We start from the raw sequence: 21,091 nt of genomic DNA, 5'->3' as shown, positions 1-21,091 counted from the left end.
CCCAACCGCAAAAATGCGATGCCGTCGAAATAATTTCAGCCACTCTTTGTTCAAATTGCTCGTTAAAAATTTCTACTTCCGCAGGATACCAAATACAAACTCCTTGTTCTGAAGGCGCAGTAATGATTTCACCTCGCTCCATTGCATCAGTTGCCAATAGCTCAAAGACTGCGTTTAAAGCCTGAAATTTATTTGCATTTTCACCAAAAATAAAGGCAAAACTGGGGTCATCAATAAAACCCTGTGTCAAAATTTGTGCGGTTTTTTGGATTTGTGTCTGAGAATTTTTCAACATCAGATTATGACCTCTGTTGATATTTTTTGCTTAAGATGTTTCCCTACAAAGATTGTAACCGTTCACAGGATTCCCAAACGCTACCAGGCAAGAAATGCAAGCGACTCATTAGAAAACGTAGTTGAATCCGCAAAAATATACGTCCAAAACTTCCCTGTGGTTGGACATTCTTGACATTTAGAAAAAATTTCTTTTGTCAATACGTCTAAATATATAGATTAAATTTTTAATGAACTGCCCAATGGCGAAGTTTTTCAACAAGCGTAAGCGATCGCACGGAACTTAAACGCCTGGGGTGTGTTCCGGTAATTATGAGAAGTCGCAGAATTACACCAAATGCATACCGATAAACTTACTTTGAACGAGCGATCGCCCGCCAAAACACTTATGTTGCACTAATTCAAGTAAACCCAAAGCGCGAATATGTGCTATTTCACTACTATCATAGTCAACTCTTGCATGTTCAGTGATTGGCTACTTGCTGTTTGTATTCATCGAGCATTTAAATTATTATCCGTTGTGATTAACTACACTTATTAGCAGTTACGAAAAAAGCCATATGTTCATACCATACACCTTGCTCAGTTGACAAAGACTCAATTTGTTTACAATACTCTGATTTCAATTGTTTCATTTGCTCTGATGACACCTGTAACAAAGGATTTTCTCTCGGATGAAACCATCCTCCATTCCATTGTTTAGCTTGCTCAAGACTGCGGTAAAAACCAAACTGCTGAGACTTAACTTTAATATCTTTAAATCCGGCTTGTACTAGCATGTTTTGACACTTTTCGGGTGTACCTATTGGCTCATTGATGTTAAAAATAGAAATATTATATTTAGCACAAGTTGAAATGATGCCTGGTGCTTCGCAAGATTCTTCAGAGCAACAAGAAAATGCCACAACTCCACCTTTTTTGAGAAAACGATACCACTTGCTTAAAGCAGCAGGAATATCTCTAAAATATACTATTGCAGTAGAACAAAAAATTATATCAAAACTTTCATTATCAAAGTTTATATATTCTGCATCAGCTTCAATTAGTTCGATATTTTGCAAGTTTAAGTCATCAATCTTTTTTTGTGCTTGCGCGAGCATTCCTGAAGAAAAATCTACGCCAATTACTTTACCTTCATTACCAACAATTTGAGCAGCAGGAATAGCAATGATACCTGTGCCAGTTGCTAAATCCAATACTTTTTGTTTGTTTTGTAGCGGAACTAGTTCTAGTAAAGGGAGAGCGCGACGAATAGTGTAATCGTTGTCGTAGGTTATTCTGCTGTTAAAAAAATCAATTACTTCTTGCTTATATTGTTGCTCGTATTGGCTGTTATGCATGATATTATAAGCCCTGTTAGCAGAGCTTTCCCCTAGGGTAGCGGTTACTACAAAAAAGTAGGGCATGTACCCTACTTTAATTATCCTTTCACACAAAGAACTTGTTTAAACATCACTATTAGTTCGGCTAATTCAGGTAAATTAGATATTGTTACATTAATAGCTTCAGGATTATTCCATGTTGAATCGCCAACAATTATAAAAATCACTTCATCAGGATATTGGAGCTTGAACTCTTTTAGCTTTTCCTGAAAAGAACTGAGAGTAATGTTGTAAGGATTTTTTATCTCAAACCAGTAACCATCAACCCAAAAGTCAGGCGTAAACGTGGTAACTTCGTTATTGATATTGAGTGTAAAAACTTGAGGTTCATACTTATAATATAAACCTTGATGTATGAGCCATAGCGCAAATACATGCTCGTATGAACTACGTACATAATGTCCAATATCTTTCCTAAAACCACCTTTACCAAATCCAGCTTTAGGACTTAATTTCAATCTTCCACTAGCAAAAGCATCTTTACGTCGTTTTGATAATAATATACGATGTTCAGGCGATAGAATTCGACCTCTACGTTGTTGACTAAACTTAGCTCTAGTTTCTTTTGTATGTTTGTAACCTAGATGACCTAGACTGTTTTGCTTAGATATGAACTTAGCTTTTTCGACTCCATAAAACTCAATATTGGATTTACCTTTTCTAAGAATGCCAAGTTCTCTTATAGCTTTTGTCTGACGTATCGAAATTGGATCTTTTGCATGAGCTAACTTCATGGCTTCCGAACGCAGCTTTCTAGTATTTGCAGATTGAATATAAACAGAATTTTGAATACCGTATTCTTTCATCCTTCTTCTAAAGGTACTGATAGAAACCCCACAAATCTCCGCTGCTTCTTCAACAGTTTTTGATAAAAGCAGATGTTGAATTTTTTCCTTAGTAATATTTGTATAACGCTTCATTAACAAGTTTTAGAGCTTATCTTTAAAGCATTATACTACTATTCATTAACCTTTAACACATACAACTTGCTTTAAAGTAGCAACTACTTCTACAAGGTCTGTTTGTTGATTAATGACTTCCTCTATCGGCTTGTAAGCACCAGGAATTTCATCCAAAACTCCTGTATCTTTGCGACATTCTACACCCTTTGTTTGCTCAATTAAATCATCGAGTGTATAAGTATTTTTTGCCTTATTTCGAGATAGCAAACGTCCCGCACCATGACTGCAAGAACAGAAGCTGTGAGCATTACCTTTACCTTTAACAATGTAGGATTTTGCCCCCATTGAACCGGGAATAATGCCGTAGTCTTCTTTCTGTGCGCGGACTGCACCTTTGCGAGTGACATAGACATCTTCACCGAAATGTACTTCTTTTTCGGCGTAATTGTGATGGCAATTTACTTCTAATAAAGGTTTAATTGCCTTTCCACCTGCGAGATGTTTCTCGACGATGCGCTTGAAACGTGCCATCATTACATCGCGGTTAACACGCGCATAATCCTGCGACCACTGCAAATCATGCCAATATGCCTGAAATTCTGGCGTTCCGGCAATAAAATAAGCTAAATCGGGGTCAGGTAAGTTATTACCTGCCATTTTTGCTAATTCTTTGGCTGTGTGAATATGGCACTGCGCTAGATTATTGCCGATATTGCGGGAACCAGAATGTAGCATCAGCCAAACTTGATTCTCTGTATCGAGGCAAACTTCAATAAAGTGGTTTCCACCCCCAAGAGAACCTAACTGTCGCATGGCTTTTCCTTGTAAGTCTTGCACCCCACGATGCAAGTCTTTGAAATCACCCCAGCGTTGCCAGTTGGTAACGGTTTTTTCAACGTCTTTATTTTCGTTGAATCCTGTTGGAATTGCTGCTTCAATATCCAAGCGGATTTTCTTCAGTTTGCCTTCGAGTTGTTCACCTTTAAATGGTGTTTTAATTGCCATCATACCGCAACCAATATCTACACCGACAGCAGCCGGAATAATTGCTTCTTTTGTGGCAATTACAGAACCAACTAAGGCTCCTTTACCTAAGTGAACATCTGGCATCAAGGCAACGTGTTTAAATACAAATGGCAGCGATGCTACGTTTTTCGCCATTTTAATTTCGTCTGATTTTAAGGGGTGATTAGCCCAAGACAAAACAGGCGATCGCGTGGATATTTCTAAGTTTTCGTAGGGCATAATATTTATTTTAGTTGATAGTTGGAGCGTTGATAGTTGATAGTTGGAGCGTTGATAATTGTTAGTTGTTGGTTGTTGGTTGACGGTTATCGACGCTCCCACTATCGACGCTCCCACTACCTACTAACTACTAACTTGTCCAAGCTAGTTGTAACAGTTTAATTTTGAGTTTGTCGGCTTCCTAAATTTTCGTGAAGCTGATTAACTACTCTAATAGGGCAAGCTTGTATTGTTATTGTAACACATGTAGTACCAGATGTGGCGATCGCCTCCAGCACAAATACCAAATTTTTCTCAAATGTATTAAAATTTGTAAAGAACTAATTAAAAAAGTTACATAAATCTAAGATAATTATATGGCGATTCGTCAAGATACAATTTGGGAACGTTTTTTATCGCCTGTAGTACGCCTTTTGATTGATGAGCAATCTTTGCGGCGTTACGCTGAAAGTGTAGACTGGGAAAAAGAGAGCGCCAACTTCCGACGAGATGATGTAACAATTCCCTCTTACTACACTAGCCAAAATTTCCACGGGATTGAGGGCGGATATCTCAACAGGAGTGCAGCGGTTTCCTACGATCCGATTACCCAATACGTTGTACCACCTAACGAAACCTGGGTAAGACAAGCTTTAATTGATGCTATTAGAGTACAACCGCGACGCATCCTCGATTTAGGCTGCGGTACAGGTTCCACAACCTTAATGTTAAAGCAGGCTTTTCCTCAAGCTCAAGTTATTGGTTTGGATTTATCGCCTTATATGCTGGTAAGGGCAGAACACAAAGCGCAAAGTGCTAATTTGGATATAACTTGGCGACATGGGAATGCTGAAAAAACAGTTTTTAAGGATGCTTCTTTTGACTTGGTGACAGCTTCTTTGCTATTTCACGAAACACCCCCAACAGTAGCCCAAGCAATTCTACATGAAAGCTTCCGCTTGCTGGTTGAGGGTGGACAAGTATTGATTTTGGATGGTAATCAAAATACCCTGCGTCAGTTAGAATGGCTGAATGATGTTTTTGAAGAGCCTTATATTCGTGACTATGCTGCTGGCAGTTTAGATGCGAGTATGGGTGCGGCTGGATTTGCAGCAGTGCAAACCCAAGATGTTTGGTGGATAAATCAGGTGACTAGTGGCGTGAAACCGATTTTGCGTGAAAATACAATCAAAATAAGTGTTGGGCAATACGCACCAACGACAGATACCACAATAGATAATAATGATTTGGAGGACTTTGGATCTCCAGCGTTTGGCACAAAGGCATGAGTTTAAAGGCAGTTTTATTTAATTTTAATGGCGTTATCATTAATGACGACTCAATTCACGAAGAACTGATTAAGCAAATTCTGATTGAGGAAAATCTCACCCTGAAAAAGGGTGAGTATCAACAAGTTTGTTTGGGCAAGTGCGATCGCTCTTGTGTGCGTGAGTTGTTGGCAAGTCGTGGTAGAGTCAAGAGTGAAGATGACTTAACTGTGTTGCTAAACCGCAAAGCAGCTATGTATGCGCTCGAAGTAGAGAAAATAGAAAAACTGCCTTTGTATGCGGGTTTAGATGACTTAATATTTAAAGTGCGATCGCGCAATCTGAAATTAGCACTAGTCAGTGATGCTATCCGCAAAGAAATCTCCCTGGTACTCGAACGCGCTAAACTCGCCGAATACTTTAAAGTGATAGTAGCAGGTGATGACATCGCCACTACTAAACCAAAACCCGATGGTTATTTATTGGCAGTAGAACGCCTGAATCAGGAATATACTGATTTAAATCTTCAGCCTTGTGAGTGTCTGGTGATAGAAGATACCCCAGCAGGGATACAAGCGGGAAAACGTGCAGGGATGCAAGTATTAGGTGTAGCAAATACTTACCCATTTCACATGCTGCAACGTTGCTGCAACTGGACTGTAGATTATTTAACTGATTTGGAACTAGAACGGGTAGAAGAAGTCTTTTCGCACTATGAACCTCAACAATCTTTGCAGGGAAATGCTATAATAGATGATGGCTCAAGGCAAAAAGACGATTAGCAATTTGGGGAATTAGCTCAGTTGGTAGAGTGCTGCGATCGCACCGCAGAGGTCAGGGATTCGAGCTCCCTATTCTCCATTTGTCCATTAAATAATTATTGTCAGTTTTAAAGAATTAATGTCCATTTTGACGAAGTTCAGGGACATAAGTTACGTAATTTAGCGACTTTCAGCTATCAAATCAGTTTTAAAGAATTATTGTCCAGAGTTGAAACCAGTTTTAAAGAATTATTGTCCAAAATCAACCTCTAAAACTCGCCTAAATATATCTTCTCTAATTTAATAGATTACAGCACAACGCTTGGCTCTTGAACTACAAGACTAGCTTTAAAGCGCTTTATTTGCAGTCTAATTACAAAAATCTACTACCTCTTCTTTTACTGTTTTCACCCAAGCAGAGGCTCCATTACTAAAAATAGTTGCGTTTTAGGTGCGATCGCAGCGCTCCTTTCAAACCACCCTAATACAAAATTATATAGCCAAAGTGGCGTCTTCAATGATAATAACTTTCAACCCACCACAACCACGGGAGGGCTTTGGAAACTATAGCCCCATTCAGGGGTTTGTCTGTTTAAAATTGCTTTCAACCCACCACAACCACGGGAGGGCTTTGGAAACGATGATGAAGATGCAATCGCGCTGGTGAACACCTCCCTTTCAACCCACCACAACCACGGGAGGGCTTTGGAAACCCCACCCGTGAAAACTCTTGCCAACAATGGCTTTTGAAGGCAAATTTGGCAAGCCTTCTTTAATTACTATTTTCTACAGCCAAGGAATAAAATTTTATTCATAACTGAAACAGTAATACGATTTCTTCTTACGATCGCTACTCATGGTGACAACATCTCCACCAAATCAATAATTTTTTGTTTGTGTAATTAGAACTAATTACTTATTCGTCTTCGCCAGATAACGATCGCCCCTTGACCCGATCGCTATCCGAAAACCTCGGCATTGTCGCACTTGTTCAATAATGCTTTTAATCTACCACAAAACATTGTCACACATTGTTAAACATTATTGAGCCTTGTTCCAAGGTTACAGGAGTATGATGAACTGGCAACAAATCTTTGTAGTGTTGATGAGCCAGAGCGATCGCGTACAAACTTCCATATATTTCCCCAAGGATATCCACGAGGCTTTGGTGAGATGGGCTGAGGAAGAAGACCGTCCCATCAGTAATCTTGTGGTGCGAATTGTGAGTAAGGCAGTTGAGGAGCGAGAAAAGCAGCAAAATCCACGGCAATAATATCTACTCGTTACAGTTCAGACAATTTGCGAATTCCTGATATACGATATATCCTCAGCCACTACATGAGCAAAGTCCTTGTGCGTGGTATGTTATTGGTTCTTTGCAAGATGTACAAACTTCAAGGCAAAGTGTCAGACGGACTTGAGAACATTTGACAAAGTTGATCAAGGGAGGTATGCGTGAAGGTAACACGAAATGGCAATTAAGAAAAGTGAACTTTATAGTTCGTTATGGAAAAGCTGTGATGAACTGCGAGGTGGCATGGATGCCTCACAGTATAAAGATTATGTACTGGTTTTATTGTTCGTTAAATATGTATCCGATAAATATGCTGGTGTAGCAGATGCCCTGATTGAAGTGCCTGAAGGTGGAAGCTTCCAGGACATTGTTGCCCTCAAAGGACAGAAAGATATAGGGGATGGCATCAACAAAATTATCACCAAGCTAGCCGAGGCAAATGATTTAAAGGGTGTCATTGATGTAGCTGATTTCAATGATGCCGACAAGTTGGGCAGGGGCAAGGAAATGCAAGATCGGCTTTCCAACTTGGTAGCGATTTTTGAGAACCGGGCTTTAAATTTCAGTAAGAACCGCGCTGATGGCGATGATATTTTAGGCGATGCCTATGAGTATCTCATGCGTAATTTTGCGACGCAATCGGGCAAAAGCAAGGGACAATTTTATACTCCGGCGGAAGTTTCCCGTGTCATCTCTAAAGTTATTAGCGTTAATTTAGCTCAAAGTCAGGATCAGACGATTTACGACCCGACTTGTGGCAGTGGTTCTCTGTTGTTAAAGGCTGCGGATGAAGCAGAACGTGGCTTAACTATCTACGGTCAGGAGATGGACAACGCGACCCGCGCTTTGGCTCGGATGAACATGATCCTGCACGGACACGATACCGCCGAGATTTGGCAGGACAATACTTTATCAAGTCCTCACTTCAAAAATTCCGATGGTAGCCTGAAAATATTCGATTTTGCTGTTGCTAATCCTCCGTTTTCCTCGAAGGCTTGGAGCAATGGACTTAATCCAACCAATGACGAATTTAAACGGTTTGATGGCTATGGTATCCCTCCGGCTAAAAATGGGGACTATGCCTTTTTGCTGCACATGGTTCGCTGCCTCAAAAGCAACGGTAAAGGAGCGATTATTCTGCCGCATGGGGTGCTGTTTCGCGGGAATGCAGAAGCAGAAATTCGGAAAAATCTGATTTGCAACGGAATAATTAAGGGGATTATTGGGCTACCGGCGAACCTATTTTTTGGGACGGGGATTCCGGCTTGCATCATTGTTTTAGACAAAGAAAATGCCGAGAATCGCCAAGGCATTTTTATGATTGATGCCAGCAAGGGGTTTGTTAAAGACGGCAATAAAAACCGCCTGCGGGAGCAGGACATTCATAAGATTGTGGATGTTTTTAACAAGCAGCTGGAAGTGCCGAAGTATTCTCGGATGGTGCCAGTTAAGGAAATTGAGGCGAATGAGTACAACCTGAATATCCCGCGCTATATCGACAGTCAGGAAGAGGAGGATATTCAGGATATTGAGGCGCATCTTTTGGGGGGGATACCGAAGCGAGATGTTGAGGCTTTGAGCGATTACTGGCAAGTTTACCCGACGCTGCAACAAGAATTATTTCAGGTAGCAGATCGCCCAGGATACTTATTACTGAAAATCTCAGGTTCGGAAGTCAAAGCTTGTATTTTTGCCCATCCTGAATTTATCAGCTATGGGGAAGAAATCCAAGCGGTTTTTGAGACTTGGCAAACGAAACATACACCTTTGCTGAAAGGCATCCAGCCGGGAGATAAGCCCAAGGAAATTATTCACATGCTCTCAGAAAACCTATTACAAGCGTTTGCGGGTAAAAGCCTGATTGATAAATACGATGTCTACCAGCACTTGATGACTTATTGGGTGGAAAGCATGAAAGACGATGTTTATATTTTGGTAGAGGATGGCTGGAAGGCAGAACTGACGGCGGTGATGAATAAGAAAGGTGCAGTTATAGATTATGTCTGCGAACTCATTCCCAAGGAGTTGATGATTAACCGCTATTTTAAAGCTGAACAGGCGGCGATCGCAACTTTGGAAACTAAAAAAGATGAAATTGTCCGCCAGCAGGAGGAACTGCAAGAAGAACATGGCGGTGAGGAGGGTTTGCTGGAGGAAGTCACTAACGACAGCGGCAAAATTACCAAAACCAATGTGAACGATCGCATCAAGACAATTAAGAATGATGCAACGTTTGCAGATGAGTTAAAGGTGTTAAAAGCTTATTTAAAGCTGATTGAGCAAGAGGCGGAAATTAGTAAACAAATTAAAGTATTAACTCAATTTTTAGATAATTATGTGTTAACAAAATACGGGGATCTAACAGAGGACGAGATAAAAACGCTGGTGGTAGATGACAAGTGGATGCCGACGTTGCGACAGGCGATCGCTTCAGAGATGGAGCGGATTTCGCAACGGTTGACGCAGCGAATTCAGGAGTTGGCGGAACGGTATGATACGCCTTTGCCGGAGTTGACGAGACGGGTGGAGGAGTTGACGGCTAAGGTTGAGGCGCATTTGCAGAGGATGGGGTTGGTGTGGTAACGGATAAACAGGAAGGAAACTATAAAATTTATCTTGATGTTTGTTGTCTAAATCGTCCTTTTGACGACTGGACACAAGAGCGAATTCGTTTAGAAGGGGAAGCTATTCTTAGCATTATGGAACGCATTCGCACTAGAGAATGGCAGCTTGTTACTAGCGAAGCCATCAGTGTGGAGTTAGAGAAAATGCGTAATCTCGACAAATTGGAGAATATATTAAAATTATTGGAATTTGCTGTGATTACTATCAACATAGATGAAGAGGTGGATTCTCGCTCGCAGCAATTGGAAGAATTAGGTTTTGGTCTTTATGATTCTTTTCATATTGCTTGTGCAGAAGTCGCTCAGACAGATGTTTTACTTTCTACTGATGACCGATTACTGAAGAACTCATTACGGCATCAAGGTTTGTTAAAAGTGTCTGTGGATAATCCTGTAACTTGGTTGATGAAAACTTTTTTTAATTAGGAGGATAAATAAATGATGACACCAATTGAATTGAGAAAAAAAGGTTATCAGATTTTAGTAGAACATTTAGGACAAGTTGAAGCTATTCGTTTTTTACAACAAGCTGGATGGGGAAGCGGTGACTATACACAAGAAAGAAAGGAAAATTTAGATAAAGTGACAAGAGAAGAGTTTTGGGAAGACCTTAAGCGAATTAGAAATAGAAAGGGGAATTAAGATTTTTGAATGATTGACGCAGAGGATTCAGGAATTGGTGGAACGATATGATACGCATTTGCCGCAGTTGACGAGTAAGGTTGAGGGGCATTTGAAGAGAATGGGGTTGGTGTGGTAATGGAGATAAAGATACCGGAGGGCTATAAGAAAACAGAGATGGGCATTATGCCTGAAGAGTGGGAAATTTGTTCCATCAATAAACTAATAGAAAATAATATTATTGAAAAACCCTTAGATGGCAATCATGGTAATATCCATCCAAAAAGCAAAGATTATGTGAGCGATGGAATCCCATTCATCATGGCAAATAGCGTTCATGATGGAATTTTAGACTTAAACAATTGTAACTTTCTTAGAAAAGAACAAGCTGACAATTTGCAAAAAGGGTTCTCTTTAGCGGGAGATGTACTGCTTACTCATAAAGGGACTGTAGGGAATGTCACTATTGTTGGCAAGATTTCCACTCCCTATATAATGCTTACTCCGCAAGTGACGTACTACAGAGTTAAAGATAAGAATAAAATTACAAACATATTTATTAGGTATTTTTTTGAAAGCGGAAAATTCCAAGCAATTCTACAAAGCCTTGCTGGTGGAGGAACACGTTCTTATATAGGAATTACAAAGCAGAAACAACTTCCTTTCGTTCTCCCCCCTCTCCCTGAGCAAAAAGCGATCGCCCAATCTCTCAGTGATGTCGATGCCCAGATTACAGCGTTGGATCAACTCATCACTAAAAAGCGCAACACCAAGCAAGGCACGATGCAGCAACTCCTCACGGGCAAAAAACGCCTACCCGGTTTTACCGGTGAGTGGGAGGTGAAGAAGTTGGGCGATTGCCTAATTAAAAATCCAGAATATGGTATAAATGCCCCTGCTGTGCCATATTCTGAGAATTTGCCTGTTTACATTAGAATCACAGACATTTCAGAAGATGGGAGATTTTTACCTGAAAAAAAAGTATCGGTAAATCATACTCAGTCTGCTAATTATTTCTTAGAAACTGATGATTTGGTACTAGCCAGAACAGGAGCAAGCACTGGAAAAAGTTATTTATACAATCTTCAAGATGGAAAACTAGTTTTTGCTGGCTTCTTAATTAGAGTCAAGGTAAATCCTCAAAAATTAGATGCTCAGTATCTCAAAAGCTTCTTAAATACTAAAGCCTATTGGGATTGGGTGAATGTGATGTCTATGAGAAGTGGACAGCCAGGTATTAATGGAAATGAATATGCTCAGTTACATATTCCACTTCCTCCTACCTTAGAAGAACAAAAAGCGATCGCACAAATCCTCAGCGACATGGATGCAGAAATCGTAGCCTTAGAACAAAAGCGCGATAAATACAAAGCTATCAAACAGGGCATGATGCAAGAATTATTAACCGGGAAGACGAGACTAATTAGCAGTTATTAATCAACGCCAAGGTTTTCAACCGCCAGTCTATATAAATAGAAGTCAGAAAGCTCCCCCATTAGCAGCAAACGCCGCACACACTAACGACCAATCCCCAATGACAAGGGCTAAACCATACTATGGAAAACATTGCTACCAGCGAACTACCCGAAACGCTCCAACAAATATTTGCAGAAATACAACGCACCAAAACACCCTTAACCGTCACCTCTCAAACGTCTGAATTACTGATTAGACAGATTCAAGGATGACACGGAGTTAGAATCTGTGTCATCTTGTAATCGATGAAAATCCGTGATTCAGACAATGGGGGAAATGTGATGAGTCAAGTCGGTGCAAAAGAACGCCAAACCCAAAACCGCATTGTGCAACTGTTTCGACAGCGCTTAGACTATCGCTATCTGGGCGACTGGAAAGATAGAGAAAATAACAGCAACATCGAAACCGACATCCTCAGCACCTTCCTACGCCACAAACAAGGCTACAGCAACAGCCTCATCACCAAAGCTTTGCATGAGCTCAACAAAGTCGCAGGCGACCAAAGCAAAAGCCTCTACGACATCAACAAAGAAGTCTACAGTCTCCTGCGCTATGGGGTCAAAGTCAAAGAAGAAGTCGGCGAGAACACCCAAACCGTTTGGCTGATCAACTGGGAAGAACCTCTAGAAAATGACTTTGCGATCGCCGAAGAAGTCACCATTAAAGGTAAAAACGACAAACGCCCAGATATCGTACTTTATGTTAATGGTATTGCGATCGGTGTACTCGAACTTAAACGCAGCACCATTTCCGTCTCTGAAGGCATCCGCCAAAACCTCGATAACCAAAAATCCATATTTATTAAGTCCTTCTTCACCACCATGCAGTTTGTCATGGCAGGTAACGACACCGAAGGACTCCGTTATGGAACCATCGAAACCCCAGAACAATATTACCTCACCTGGAAAGAAGACAGTAATATCGAAAATTTTTTAGACAGACATCTGCTGCAACTCTGTCAAAAAGAGCGATTTCTAGAACTCATTCACAACTTTATCGTCTTTGACAGTGGGATTAAAAAACTCTGCCGTCATAACCAATATTTTGGAGTTAAAGCTGCCCAAATATATCTATACCGCAGGGAAGGGGGCATTATTTGGCATACCCAAGGCAGTGGTAAAAGCTTAACAATGGTTTGGCTTACCAAATGGATTCGGGAATATAACTCTGATGCTCGCGTGTTAATTATCACTGACAGAGATGAACTCGACGAGCAAATCGAAGGTGTTTTTCTAGGAGTCAATGAAGACATCTATCGCACCAAAAGCGCTAGAGACTTAATTACCCAACTGAATGAGACTACCCCTTGGTTACTTTGCTCCTTAATCCATAAATTTGGCAGAAAGGACGGTAAAAAAGAAAAAAATAAAGCCGACTACGACAACTACATTGCTGAACTTAAACGCAGTTTACCTCAAGATTTTCAAGCCAAAGGCGATATTTATGTCTTTGTCGATGAATGTCACCGCACCCAGTCTGGCGATTTACACAAAGCCATGAAGAAAATCTTGCCCAATGCTTTATTCATCGGCTTTACAGGTACTCCCTTACTCAAAAAAGACAAACAAAATAGTAACGAAGTTTTTGGTGCTTACATTCACACCTACAAATTTAACGAAGCCGTAACCGATAAAGTAATTTTAGATTTGCGTTATGAAGCTCGCAATGTTGAACAGTATATTACTTCACAGACCAAAATTGATCATTGGTTTGAAGCCAGAACCAAAGGCTTAACTGAAGAGGCTAAAACCGAACTAAAAAAGCGCTGGGTAACAATGCAAAAAGTCCTCAGTTCCCAATCACGCATCAGTAAAATTGTAAATGATATCTTATTTGATTTTGGCACTAAAGACCGCCTGCAAAATAAACGCGGTAATGCCTTACTCGTAGCTGGGAGCATTTACGAAGCTTGTAAATACTATGAATTATTTCAAGCTAGAAGCTTTACAAAATGTGCCATTATTACCTCTTATGATGCTTCACTGCAAAGTATTAAAGGTGAAACTACAGGAGAGGATCAACGCACCGAAAAAATCCAACAATATGAAATTTATCAAAAAATGCTCAACGGTAAAAACCCAGAGAGATTTGAGGAAGATGTCAAAAAGCAATTTATCGAATCACCTGCACAAATGAAACTACTGATTGTAGTTGATAAACTGCTGACAGGTTTTGATGCCCCTCCTGCCACCTATCTCTACATTGATAAAACCATGCGAGATCATGGTTTATTTCAAGCCGTTTGTCGCGTCAATCGCCTAGATGGAGATGATAAAGAATATGGTTACATTATCGACTACAAAGACTTATTTAAAAGCCTAGAAAAATCAGTTAACGATTATACCTCAGAAGCATTTGAGGATTATGACACAGACGATGTTGATGGGTTATTAGGCGACAGATTAGCAAAGGGTAGGGAGCGGCTGGAAATTGCCAGAGAAAGCATCAAAGCCCTGTGCGAACCAGTAGAGCCACTCAAAGATACCAATGCTTATGGACGCTATTTCGGTGGTGCGAACGACCAGACTGACAAGCTCAAAGACAACCAGCAAAAACGCCTTGCCCTTTATAAGTACACAGCCGCTTTGGTTCGAGCCTATGCCAACTTAGCTAATGACATGGCGGAAGCCGGATATACCCCAGCAGAAATCGAAATTATTAAACAAGAAGTTAAGCATTACGAACAGGTACGAGCGGAGGTGAAACTAGGCAGTGGTGACTATATCGACTTAAAAACCTATGAACCCGCCATGCGTCACTTGATTGATAGTTATATCGGTGCGGAAGAAAGCGAAGTAATTTCTGCCTTTGACGACATGACACTGATTCAGTTGATTGTCGAACGCGGTGCAAATGCAGTTGACGCATTACCCAAAGGCATCAAGCAAAACCCAAAAGCTGTAGCAGAAACCATCGAAAACAACTTACGCAAAGTCATTATCGATCAACAACCAACCAACCCGAAATATTTTGATAAAATGTCCACACTGCTGGATGAGTTAATCCAAGCACGGAAAGCAGCCAGCCAAGACTATAAAGCCTATTTGCAGAAAATTGTTGAGTTAAGTAAACAAGTTGGTCAACCGAGTAGCTCCTCACAGTATCCTCAATCATTGAACTCTGCTGCGAAAAGGGCTTTATATGACAACCTCAATCAAGATGAAGAATTATCCCTAGCGATAGATGACGCGATTCGCAAAACCAAAAAGGATGGGTGGCGTGGAAACAAAATCAAAGAGCGCGAAGTAAAAAATGCTATTAAGCAATATTTAGATTCTCCGGAAGATTGCGATAGCGAAGCGCTGCTGCGTTCGCCCTTGGCGTTGCCGAAGGCTAGCGCAGATCGCATTTTTGAAATAGTCAAAAGCCAAAGTGAGTATTAAAATGCACCAAATAACTATCGGGGAACTCGTCATAGACGTTGCCAGAAAAAATATTAAAAACCTACACTTGGCAGTGTATCCCCCTGATGGTCGAGTACGTATTGCCACACCTTTACACATAGATGACGAAGCTGTGCGTTTATTCGCCATCTCCAAACTAGCCTGGATTAAGAGACATCAAGCTAATTTTGAAACACAAGAACGCCAGTCACCAAGAGAATTTGTCTCTGGTGAAAGCCATTATTTTCAAGGTAAACGCTATTTACTAAACGTCATTTATTATCAGGGCAATCCCAAAGTAGAAGTTAGAAATAATACATATATTCACCTTTATGTTAGAGAAGGAAGTAACCAAGCGCAACGCCAACAAGTGATGATGTCCTGGTATCGACAGCAGTTAAAACAGGAGATTCCCCCATTAATCGCCAAATGGCAAAAGAACATGGGAGTTCAGGTTGAGGACTGGGGGATAAAACTGATGAAAACTAAATGGGGTACTTGCAATATTCAAGCCAAACGCATCTGGCTCAACCTCGAACTAGCCAAAAAAGACAAGCACTGCCTAGAGTATGTTGTAGTTCATGAAATGGTGCATTTATTTGAACGAAATCATGGCGATCGCTTCGTGGCTTTGATGAATAAGTTTTTACCTAATTGGAAATTCTATAAGGATGAGTTGAACCGCTCTCCCCTGGGAAGTTATTGAGTTCGATTGCTTCCAAAAGTATGAAGTATTATAAACATCAAGCTAGCCTACTCCAGTTACGACGAAGAATTACGCCACGATAGTCTTCGATATAACTCAAGGCTGCTCGATTGGTATCAATTACTTGTTCAAAATCTCTTGCTTTATCACGAATGCTAACTGACTGTAGCTTTTGAAGGATTTGCTCGGCAGAATCTAATAGGTTTCTGTGATATTCAACTGATTCATCAAATGAGCTTCGGCTAGATGCAAGAGCCTGTGTTCTCAAAGCCTGCAAGTAATGACGAAATGATTCTGATTCCCTAAAGCCAGTGGAGCTAGGCTGAGAACCGCTGAAGAGAATTTTTGCCTCATTACTTTCTAATGCTGGGATTGGTTTCAAGTTCATTAACATCCCTCGCATTACTGCCAAATCCAGAGAAGGAAGCTTAAACTCTGATAGAGCTTGTGGACAATAATACCAAGTAGTTCGTCTTGATTCGTCGTCAGACTCTTGAGCGTGAAACTTACTGGTTGTGAACGAGCGCACATTTAACCATGTTCCTGAAGCAATTGCATTTGCACAAGCACAAGCTGCAATTAGCATCTGATGGCTACAATAGCCTAAAATCACTTTTTTATCGCTTAATCTTAATCCGGCTATAAGGTCAAGTACATTTGCCAACCAAGCCGGATCATTAACTAAATATTGACCTGTAGGGGGTTCACAAATTAGATAAATAGTATTAGATGACCAATTCTTCACAGACTCAATTAAGCCATGAATTTGGTCAGGATTTTTAATCACATCAACACTTAACGCAACTGTTGCAATTAAATCAAATTGATTATCTTGTAGTGACTGAGCAGATTCGATTGTAGCGCGTTGATACTCCAACCAATCAATATTAACGGTACGAGTATACAATCCTGGCAAAATGAAAGCATCACAACTTAGTTGACGATTTAGTTCCAACAATTTCATCAATTGTTGGTTGAGACCTGTTCCTGACCAGAAAGCTATAGTACTATATTCTTTATCCCAATAATTATGAGATTGTAATCGTAGGTGAGTAGCGCGTGGTAAGTAGACTTGAGGATCTAGTAGCACCTGCCCCTTCAATTTCTTTATTTTGCCAGCAAAATTTATTAGCTGTTCAGGCTCTAAGTCGCGAGGGCTAAGGATAACAGTTCCACCTTCCCATCCCTTGAGCAAGTTTTCACAGTGACCCATCATTCCCCAGCCCAACTGAAGATAAAAATCCATTTAGCTAACTCCCTCTTCTGTGCATATCTCTTCAATCCAAGTAAGAGCTTCTGTAATAGTAGATAGGCGGTGGTCTGGTCGTTGTCGAGTCATCGCCCAGATCAATTGTGAAAATTGTCCTCTTTTATCTACTGGCTTAGAAATTGTAGGAAAAGAGGTAGTTTCAACTCGATGCAAAACTTCTATTAAATTAGACGCATTTTCAATGAAGGGATTAATGCCTTCTAAGCACTCATATAGAGTCACTCCGAGAGCAAATAAATCTGTACGAGCATCTATTTCACATTTTCGGTTTCTAAACTGTTCTGGTGGAGCATAGCCGGGTGTAAAAGCACCATAGGGGTCAGATGTTGCAGTCAGAGAAACTAAATCTAAGTGTCTAACAAGACCAAAATCTAAGAGCCACGCATCACTATTATTATCAATAATTATGTTCTCCGGCTTTACGTCTCGATGCACAATGCGAGTTTTTTCAGCATCAGCAAGCGCCTCAAGCATTTGTTTCCCTAAGCGTAATATTTGCTGAGGAGTAAGGGTTCCTTTTGCTTGCAGAATTTGACGGAGGTTGTTGCCTGTAACCATCTCTTCCCGAACCCAAAGGAAATCACCAATTGGGCTGTGTCGTGTACCGAGGTCAAAAACCTTTGGCACCCTAGAGGAACCAATATCTTGCACGGCTTGAATTTCGCGGATAACCCGATCAATATCGGTTTGCGGACGGTAAATCTTGAGTACCACTGTTCTATCAGTAATGTGTACACCAGAAAAGACTTCCTTTTGCCCACCTTGATTTAATGGAGCAAGTGAAGAAATTTCAGGAAACTGGGTTTGCAGCCATGCTATGTCAATTGCCATTTTTAATAATTGAATCCAACACTAACGACTAATTTGCTATGACGAAAGTAAATTTATACAAAAATTTAATTTTAGCGATTTTAACAAATACACATCATATAAAAAATGGGCTGAATAATGTTCAGCCCATTTTTTTATACTTTCTTAATATTTTTAACTAAATTTAATCTTTCAGTGCTTATATTCAAATAATGTGTGCCAAACCCACTCATTAAATAACCAGGAAACATAGGATTTAGGCAGTTTTCCTACTGAAGGTAAAAGCTTAGACTCTACCAGTGAACAGTGAGTAGTTACAATTCCTACGCCAAAACTTTTCGCTCCTTGAATAAGTTCACTATTACTAGGTAGCTTTGGTAGCAATAAGTACGACTCTGAAGCAAACCACGTATTCTGAATAGCTTGATGAAGTCCTTCCTGCCAATTTTTTACTTTTGCCTCAATCGCAATTAAGCGTTTAATCGCAAAGATTTCTTCTAATGGTTTAGCTTGCAATTTTCCTGATTGATAATGAACAAGTTCTGCACTAAGTAAACGTCGTATTGATTTGTAAAAATCGCCAGGGAATATATTTTCTAGTGCTGAATTATCTACATCCTTTTCAGAAAAAATATAATGCAAAATACGCAAATCTAATTTATTAACTTTTAATCTTTTGATTGACCAATTTATAGCAACTTCTGGCTCAAAGTAAACAATAACAATATCCGGAAACCCTGAATCAAGTTGAGGCTCTAAAAAAATAACTTTTTGCTCTCCAGTTTTGATATGAGATATTAATTGCGAGTGTACATATTCTTGTACCATTTTATATTCAGTACCTTTGGTTGGTTTTCTAAGTGATAAACCAACTGTTCCTAGAGAAGTAAAATTCCGAACATTTTTTGATTCAATTAGATATGCTTGTGAATTAGATAACATTTTATAGTTATTACAATCTATCAATCAAATTGGATAAACAAATTATAGCATTTTGGAGTTCTAAAAAAATATAAAAATGCTTTCTTGTTTATAAAGTTTTAGTATTTTTGAATCTTAAACTATTAATTAAAAATGTAGTGCAAATTTATTCAACATATACTTGTTATCCTTTAAGTCTATTTATTATAATAAGTTATTATTTGATTTAAAATAAAATTTTTTTGATTTACCAAAATTTATAAATTTCTGCTCTCTTTGCTAGTATAGCCTGAAAATCATTGTCAATTTTAAAGCTTTGGATTTCCGTAAAATTCGTTTTAAATTACTAGAAACTATTCTTTCATTCAGTGTGTATATTAGTTAAATCAAGCCTTTCATAATTCATATATTCTGCTACTGCCAGTCTCCAAAAACAAACATTGAAGCCGATTGGTAAAACTCTGACCACGATTAACTCTGTGCTTTTATTTTTTAAAATTTCTGATGAAATTTTTCCTTAAGATTGAAACTTTTCTCTAATAAAGCCTAATTCGTAAAGAAAATCTTAACGATACTCAACTCATTACTAGGTTTAAGTTTCACTGAATCAGTACTTTATTAGCTCGGATTCCTGAAACACTGATAAGGTAAGCATTTACCTGAGTTTATAAATTAGATTTAAGGGCTACATCTTTTTATATAAGGAAAGTGACAGAAGAAGGATAATAACAAGCTCTGAAATGCCTAAGCAAAGCCATAAACCTTACCTAGCAGTATTAATTAGTAGACTTTCTGCCGCTTTTTCATACTTCTAAAAGGGGCATGACATTTTTTGCATTCTCCCTCTTCCCACAAAGCAGGGATAGAAAAACGTTCTTTGCAATACCGGCACTCTGACAACAAACGTAGTTTATGACCATCGCACCCCACCGTTGATTGAAACTGCCACTCTAGGCGGTGATATGATTTCTCAGCATAACAAGCCGCACATAAACGAATTGGCTCAAGCTTCATTTTTTCGCCTTTTGGCGGCAGCATTTGAACTATCTTGTCTGCATCCAAGCCACTTAATTTAGCGATCGCCTCTAATTCCTTTTGACTGGGAACCGGATTCAACCGAAATTTCTCCCACCTTGCTAATACTGGGCCAATTCCTGCGGCTTTACTTAAAGTTCCAGGCGACGATACGCAAACTGCTTCGTGTCGCCTAAATCGTCCAAAATAGTGACTAATACTCTCCCCTTCGTTGGGTTCTACATACCAAGGCGGACGTTGAACAACTTCTGGCTCCATAACTTACATTTAAATACCTAAACGCTTGCCATAGACTAGGAAAATAAAACTGTTTAACAACTGCCATAGTAGTCCAGTCAGGTATCTTGGCAGCAAGCTGGTTGAAATCCTGGATGCTGATAGTATTATTCGGTTAACCGAATCTAATTGTTCGGTTAACCGAATAATACTATCAAAGAGTGCGATCAGCAATTTCAGGAATTTTGTCTGAGAGTTTTTAAACATCCGATCCTCAACCGCCTTACTAACTATCCTCAGAACAAGATTACTAATGGGGATGGTCTTTTTGCTGTGCCTATCTCACAAAGCCTCGTGGATATCTTTGGGGAAAGATTATATCGAAGTTTGTCCGCGATCGCTTTGGCTCATCAACTTTAGAAAGATTTATCGCCAGATCATCATATTGCTGCAACTTTCTTTAAAAGCTCGAAAAGGTTAAGCAATGTTTTTTAAGGTGTAACAATGTTTATCTGCTAAGGTAAGAATATTGAAAAACATTAAATTAATGTTTGCAGTGACTCAAATAATGCTCGATAGCTTTTGAGATATGGGAAAGCCCCTATGCGTGATATCCTCCCCCAAATACCGCCAGTAGCCTTACCAGAGGTAATTCCCAGCGAATTCCCTCAGCAAAAATTTCATCTCGGTGAATGGGTGCGATGGTTTCAAGTACCCAACGGTGATTTTGGTCGTGTCATCGGAGTAATCTACACCCAACAAACCAGTTGCATTGCCACTGGCTTACATTACTTGGTTCTTTTAGATGAGCGCAGTCCCTCTCGTGACACCTGTAGCTGCGACTTCGCTTTCTCAGAAGATATCGAACCCCTGGATAACTCATCCTTGGAAAGGCTTCAGGGCA

The 21,091-nt window shown here is 39.8% G+C and carries 18 protein-coding genes, 1 tRNA gene and 1 pseudogene; 12 read left to right on the top strand and 8 right to left on the bottom strand.

The annotated features are described in order from the left end of the window. From PI95_RS29275 to PI95_RS29260, 4 genes and pseudogenes are all read right to left on the bottom strand, one after another. Window positions 1-295, bottom strand: a pseudogene (locus tag PI95_RS29275) (GNAT family N-acetyltransferase); the annotation flags it as partial. 523 nt (window positions 296-818) lie between these two features. Next, on the bottom strand, window positions 819-1,634 hold the full coding sequence (locus tag PI95_RS29270) for a methyltransferase domain-containing protein (protein ID WP_039748988.1): 816 nt from the start codon (window positions 1,632-1,634) through the stop codon (window positions 819-821). A gap of 80 nt (window positions 1,635-1,714) precedes the next feature. Next, entirely contained in the window at window positions 1,715-2,596 is an 882-nt protein-coding gene (locus PI95_RS29265) for a hypothetical protein (RefSeq protein ID WP_039748334.1), read from the bottom strand. A gap of 45 nt (window positions 2,597-2,641) precedes the next feature. Next, on the bottom strand, window positions 2,642-3,823 hold the full coding sequence (locus tag PI95_RS29260; protein WP_039748333.1) for an RtcB family protein: 1,182 nt from the start codon (window positions 3,821-3,823) through the stop codon (window positions 2,642-2,644). 356 nt (window positions 3,824-4,179) lie between these two features. Between PI95_RS29260 and PI95_RS29255 the strand changes: the two genes are divergently transcribed. From PI95_RS29255 to PI95_RS29205, 11 genes are all read left to right on the top strand, one after another. Beyond that, window positions 4,180-5,091 carry a class I SAM-dependent methyltransferase gene (locus PI95_RS29255; protein WP_039748332.1) on the top strand — a complete coding sequence of 304 codons (912 nt, stop codon included), beginning with the start codon at window positions 4,180-4,182 and terminating at the stop codon, window positions 5,089-5,091. Then, entirely contained in the window at window positions 5,088-5,852 is a 765-nt protein-coding gene (locus PI95_RS29250) for an HAD family hydrolase (protein ID WP_052325260.1), read from the top strand. Before PI95_RS29255 ends, PI95_RS29250 begins: the two co-directional genes overlap by 4 nt. 6 nt (window positions 5,853-5,858) lie before the next feature. Then, window positions 5,859-5,931: transfer RNA gene (locus tag PI95_RS29245), tRNA-Ala, on the top strand. 972 nt (window positions 5,932-6,903) lie between these two features. Beyond that, window positions 6,904-7,104: a ribbon-helix-helix domain-containing protein gene (locus PI95_RS29240; protein ID WP_039748331.1), complete on the top strand. Its 201-nt coding sequence runs from the start codon at window positions 6,904-6,906 to the stop codon at window positions 7,102-7,104. A gap of 198 nt (window positions 7,105-7,302) precedes the next feature. Then, window positions 7,303-9,708, top strand: a complete 2,406-nt coding sequence (locus tag PI95_RS29235) for a type I restriction-modification system subunit M (RefSeq protein ID WP_039748330.1) — start codon at window positions 7,303-7,305, stop codon at window positions 9,706-9,708. Then, complete coding sequence (locus PI95_RS29230; RefSeq protein ID WP_039748329.1) at window positions 9,702-10,175, top strand: PIN domain-containing protein; 474 nt, start codon at window positions 9,702-9,704, stop codon at window positions 10,173-10,175. Before PI95_RS29235 ends, PI95_RS29230 begins: the two co-directional genes overlap by 7 nt. Window positions 10,176-10,187: 12 nt before the next feature. Beyond that, window positions 10,188-10,391, top strand: a complete 204-nt coding sequence (locus PI95_RS29225; protein WP_236117247.1) for a hypothetical protein — start codon at window positions 10,188-10,190, stop codon at window positions 10,389-10,391. A 165-nt stretch (window positions 10,392-10,556) separates the two neighbouring features. Next, window positions 10,557-11,807 carry a restriction endonuclease subunit S gene (locus tag PI95_RS29220; RefSeq protein ID WP_163519296.1) on the top strand — a complete coding sequence of 417 codons (1,251 nt, stop codon included), beginning with the start codon at window positions 10,557-10,559 and terminating at the stop codon, window positions 11,805-11,807. A gap of 119 nt (window positions 11,808-11,926) precedes the next feature. Continuing rightward, the gene (locus PI95_RS37020) at window positions 11,927-12,058 is read left to right on the top strand and encodes a hypothetical protein (RefSeq protein ID WP_268896839.1); all 132 of its coding nucleotides are present in this window, start codon (window positions 11,927-11,929) and stop codon (window positions 12,056-12,058) included. A gap of 33 nt (window positions 12,059-12,091) precedes the next feature. Next, window positions 12,092-15,229: a type I restriction endonuclease subunit R gene (locus tag PI95_RS29210; protein WP_201280659.1), complete on the top strand. Its 3,138-nt coding sequence runs from the start codon at window positions 12,092-12,094 to the stop codon at window positions 15,227-15,229. 1 nt (window position 15,230) lies between these two features. Next, complete coding sequence (locus PI95_RS29205; RefSeq protein ID WP_039748326.1) at window positions 15,231-15,935, top strand: M48 family metallopeptidase; 705 nt, start codon at window positions 15,231-15,233, stop codon at window positions 15,933-15,935. 37 nt (window positions 15,936-15,972) lie between these two features. Here PI95_RS29205 and PI95_RS29200 read toward each other — a convergent pair whose 3' ends face one another. The 4 genes from PI95_RS29200 to PI95_RS29185 form a co-directional block, all read right to left on the bottom strand. Then, window positions 15,973-17,181: a hypothetical protein gene (locus PI95_RS29200; protein ID WP_039748325.1), complete on the bottom strand. Its 1,209-nt coding sequence runs from the start codon at window positions 17,179-17,181 to the stop codon at window positions 15,973-15,975. Further along, entirely contained in the window at window positions 17,182-18,036 is an 855-nt protein-coding gene (locus PI95_RS29195) for a serine/threonine-protein kinase (RefSeq protein ID WP_039748324.1), read from the bottom strand. 171 nt (window positions 18,037-18,207) lie between these two features. Beyond that, window positions 18,208-18,957: a hypothetical protein gene (locus PI95_RS29190; protein WP_039748323.1), complete on the bottom strand. Its 750-nt coding sequence runs from the start codon at window positions 18,955-18,957 to the stop codon at window positions 18,208-18,210. A 759-nt stretch (window positions 18,958-19,716) separates the two neighbouring features. Continuing rightward, window positions 19,717-20,229, bottom strand: coding sequence for a TniQ family protein (locus PI95_RS29185; RefSeq protein ID WP_039748322.1), 513 nt, complete (start codon window positions 20,227-20,229; stop codon window positions 19,717-19,719). A 561-nt stretch (window positions 20,230-20,790) separates the two neighbouring features. Between PI95_RS29185 and PI95_RS29180 the strand changes: the two genes are divergently transcribed. Next, window positions 20,791-21,091 (top strand): hypothetical protein (locus PI95_RS29180; RefSeq protein ID WP_201280658.1); only part of this gene is annotated, 301 nt, incomplete at its 3' end.

Source organism: Hassallia byssoidea VB512170 (assembly GCF_000817785.2).
GTDB lineage: Bacteria > Cyanobacteriota > Cyanobacteriia > Cyanobacteriales > Nostocaceae > Hassallia > Hassallia carrinoi.
The sequence above is the reverse complement of the archived record's forward strand: the minus strand, read 5'-3'. Positions and strand labels throughout refer to the sequence as shown.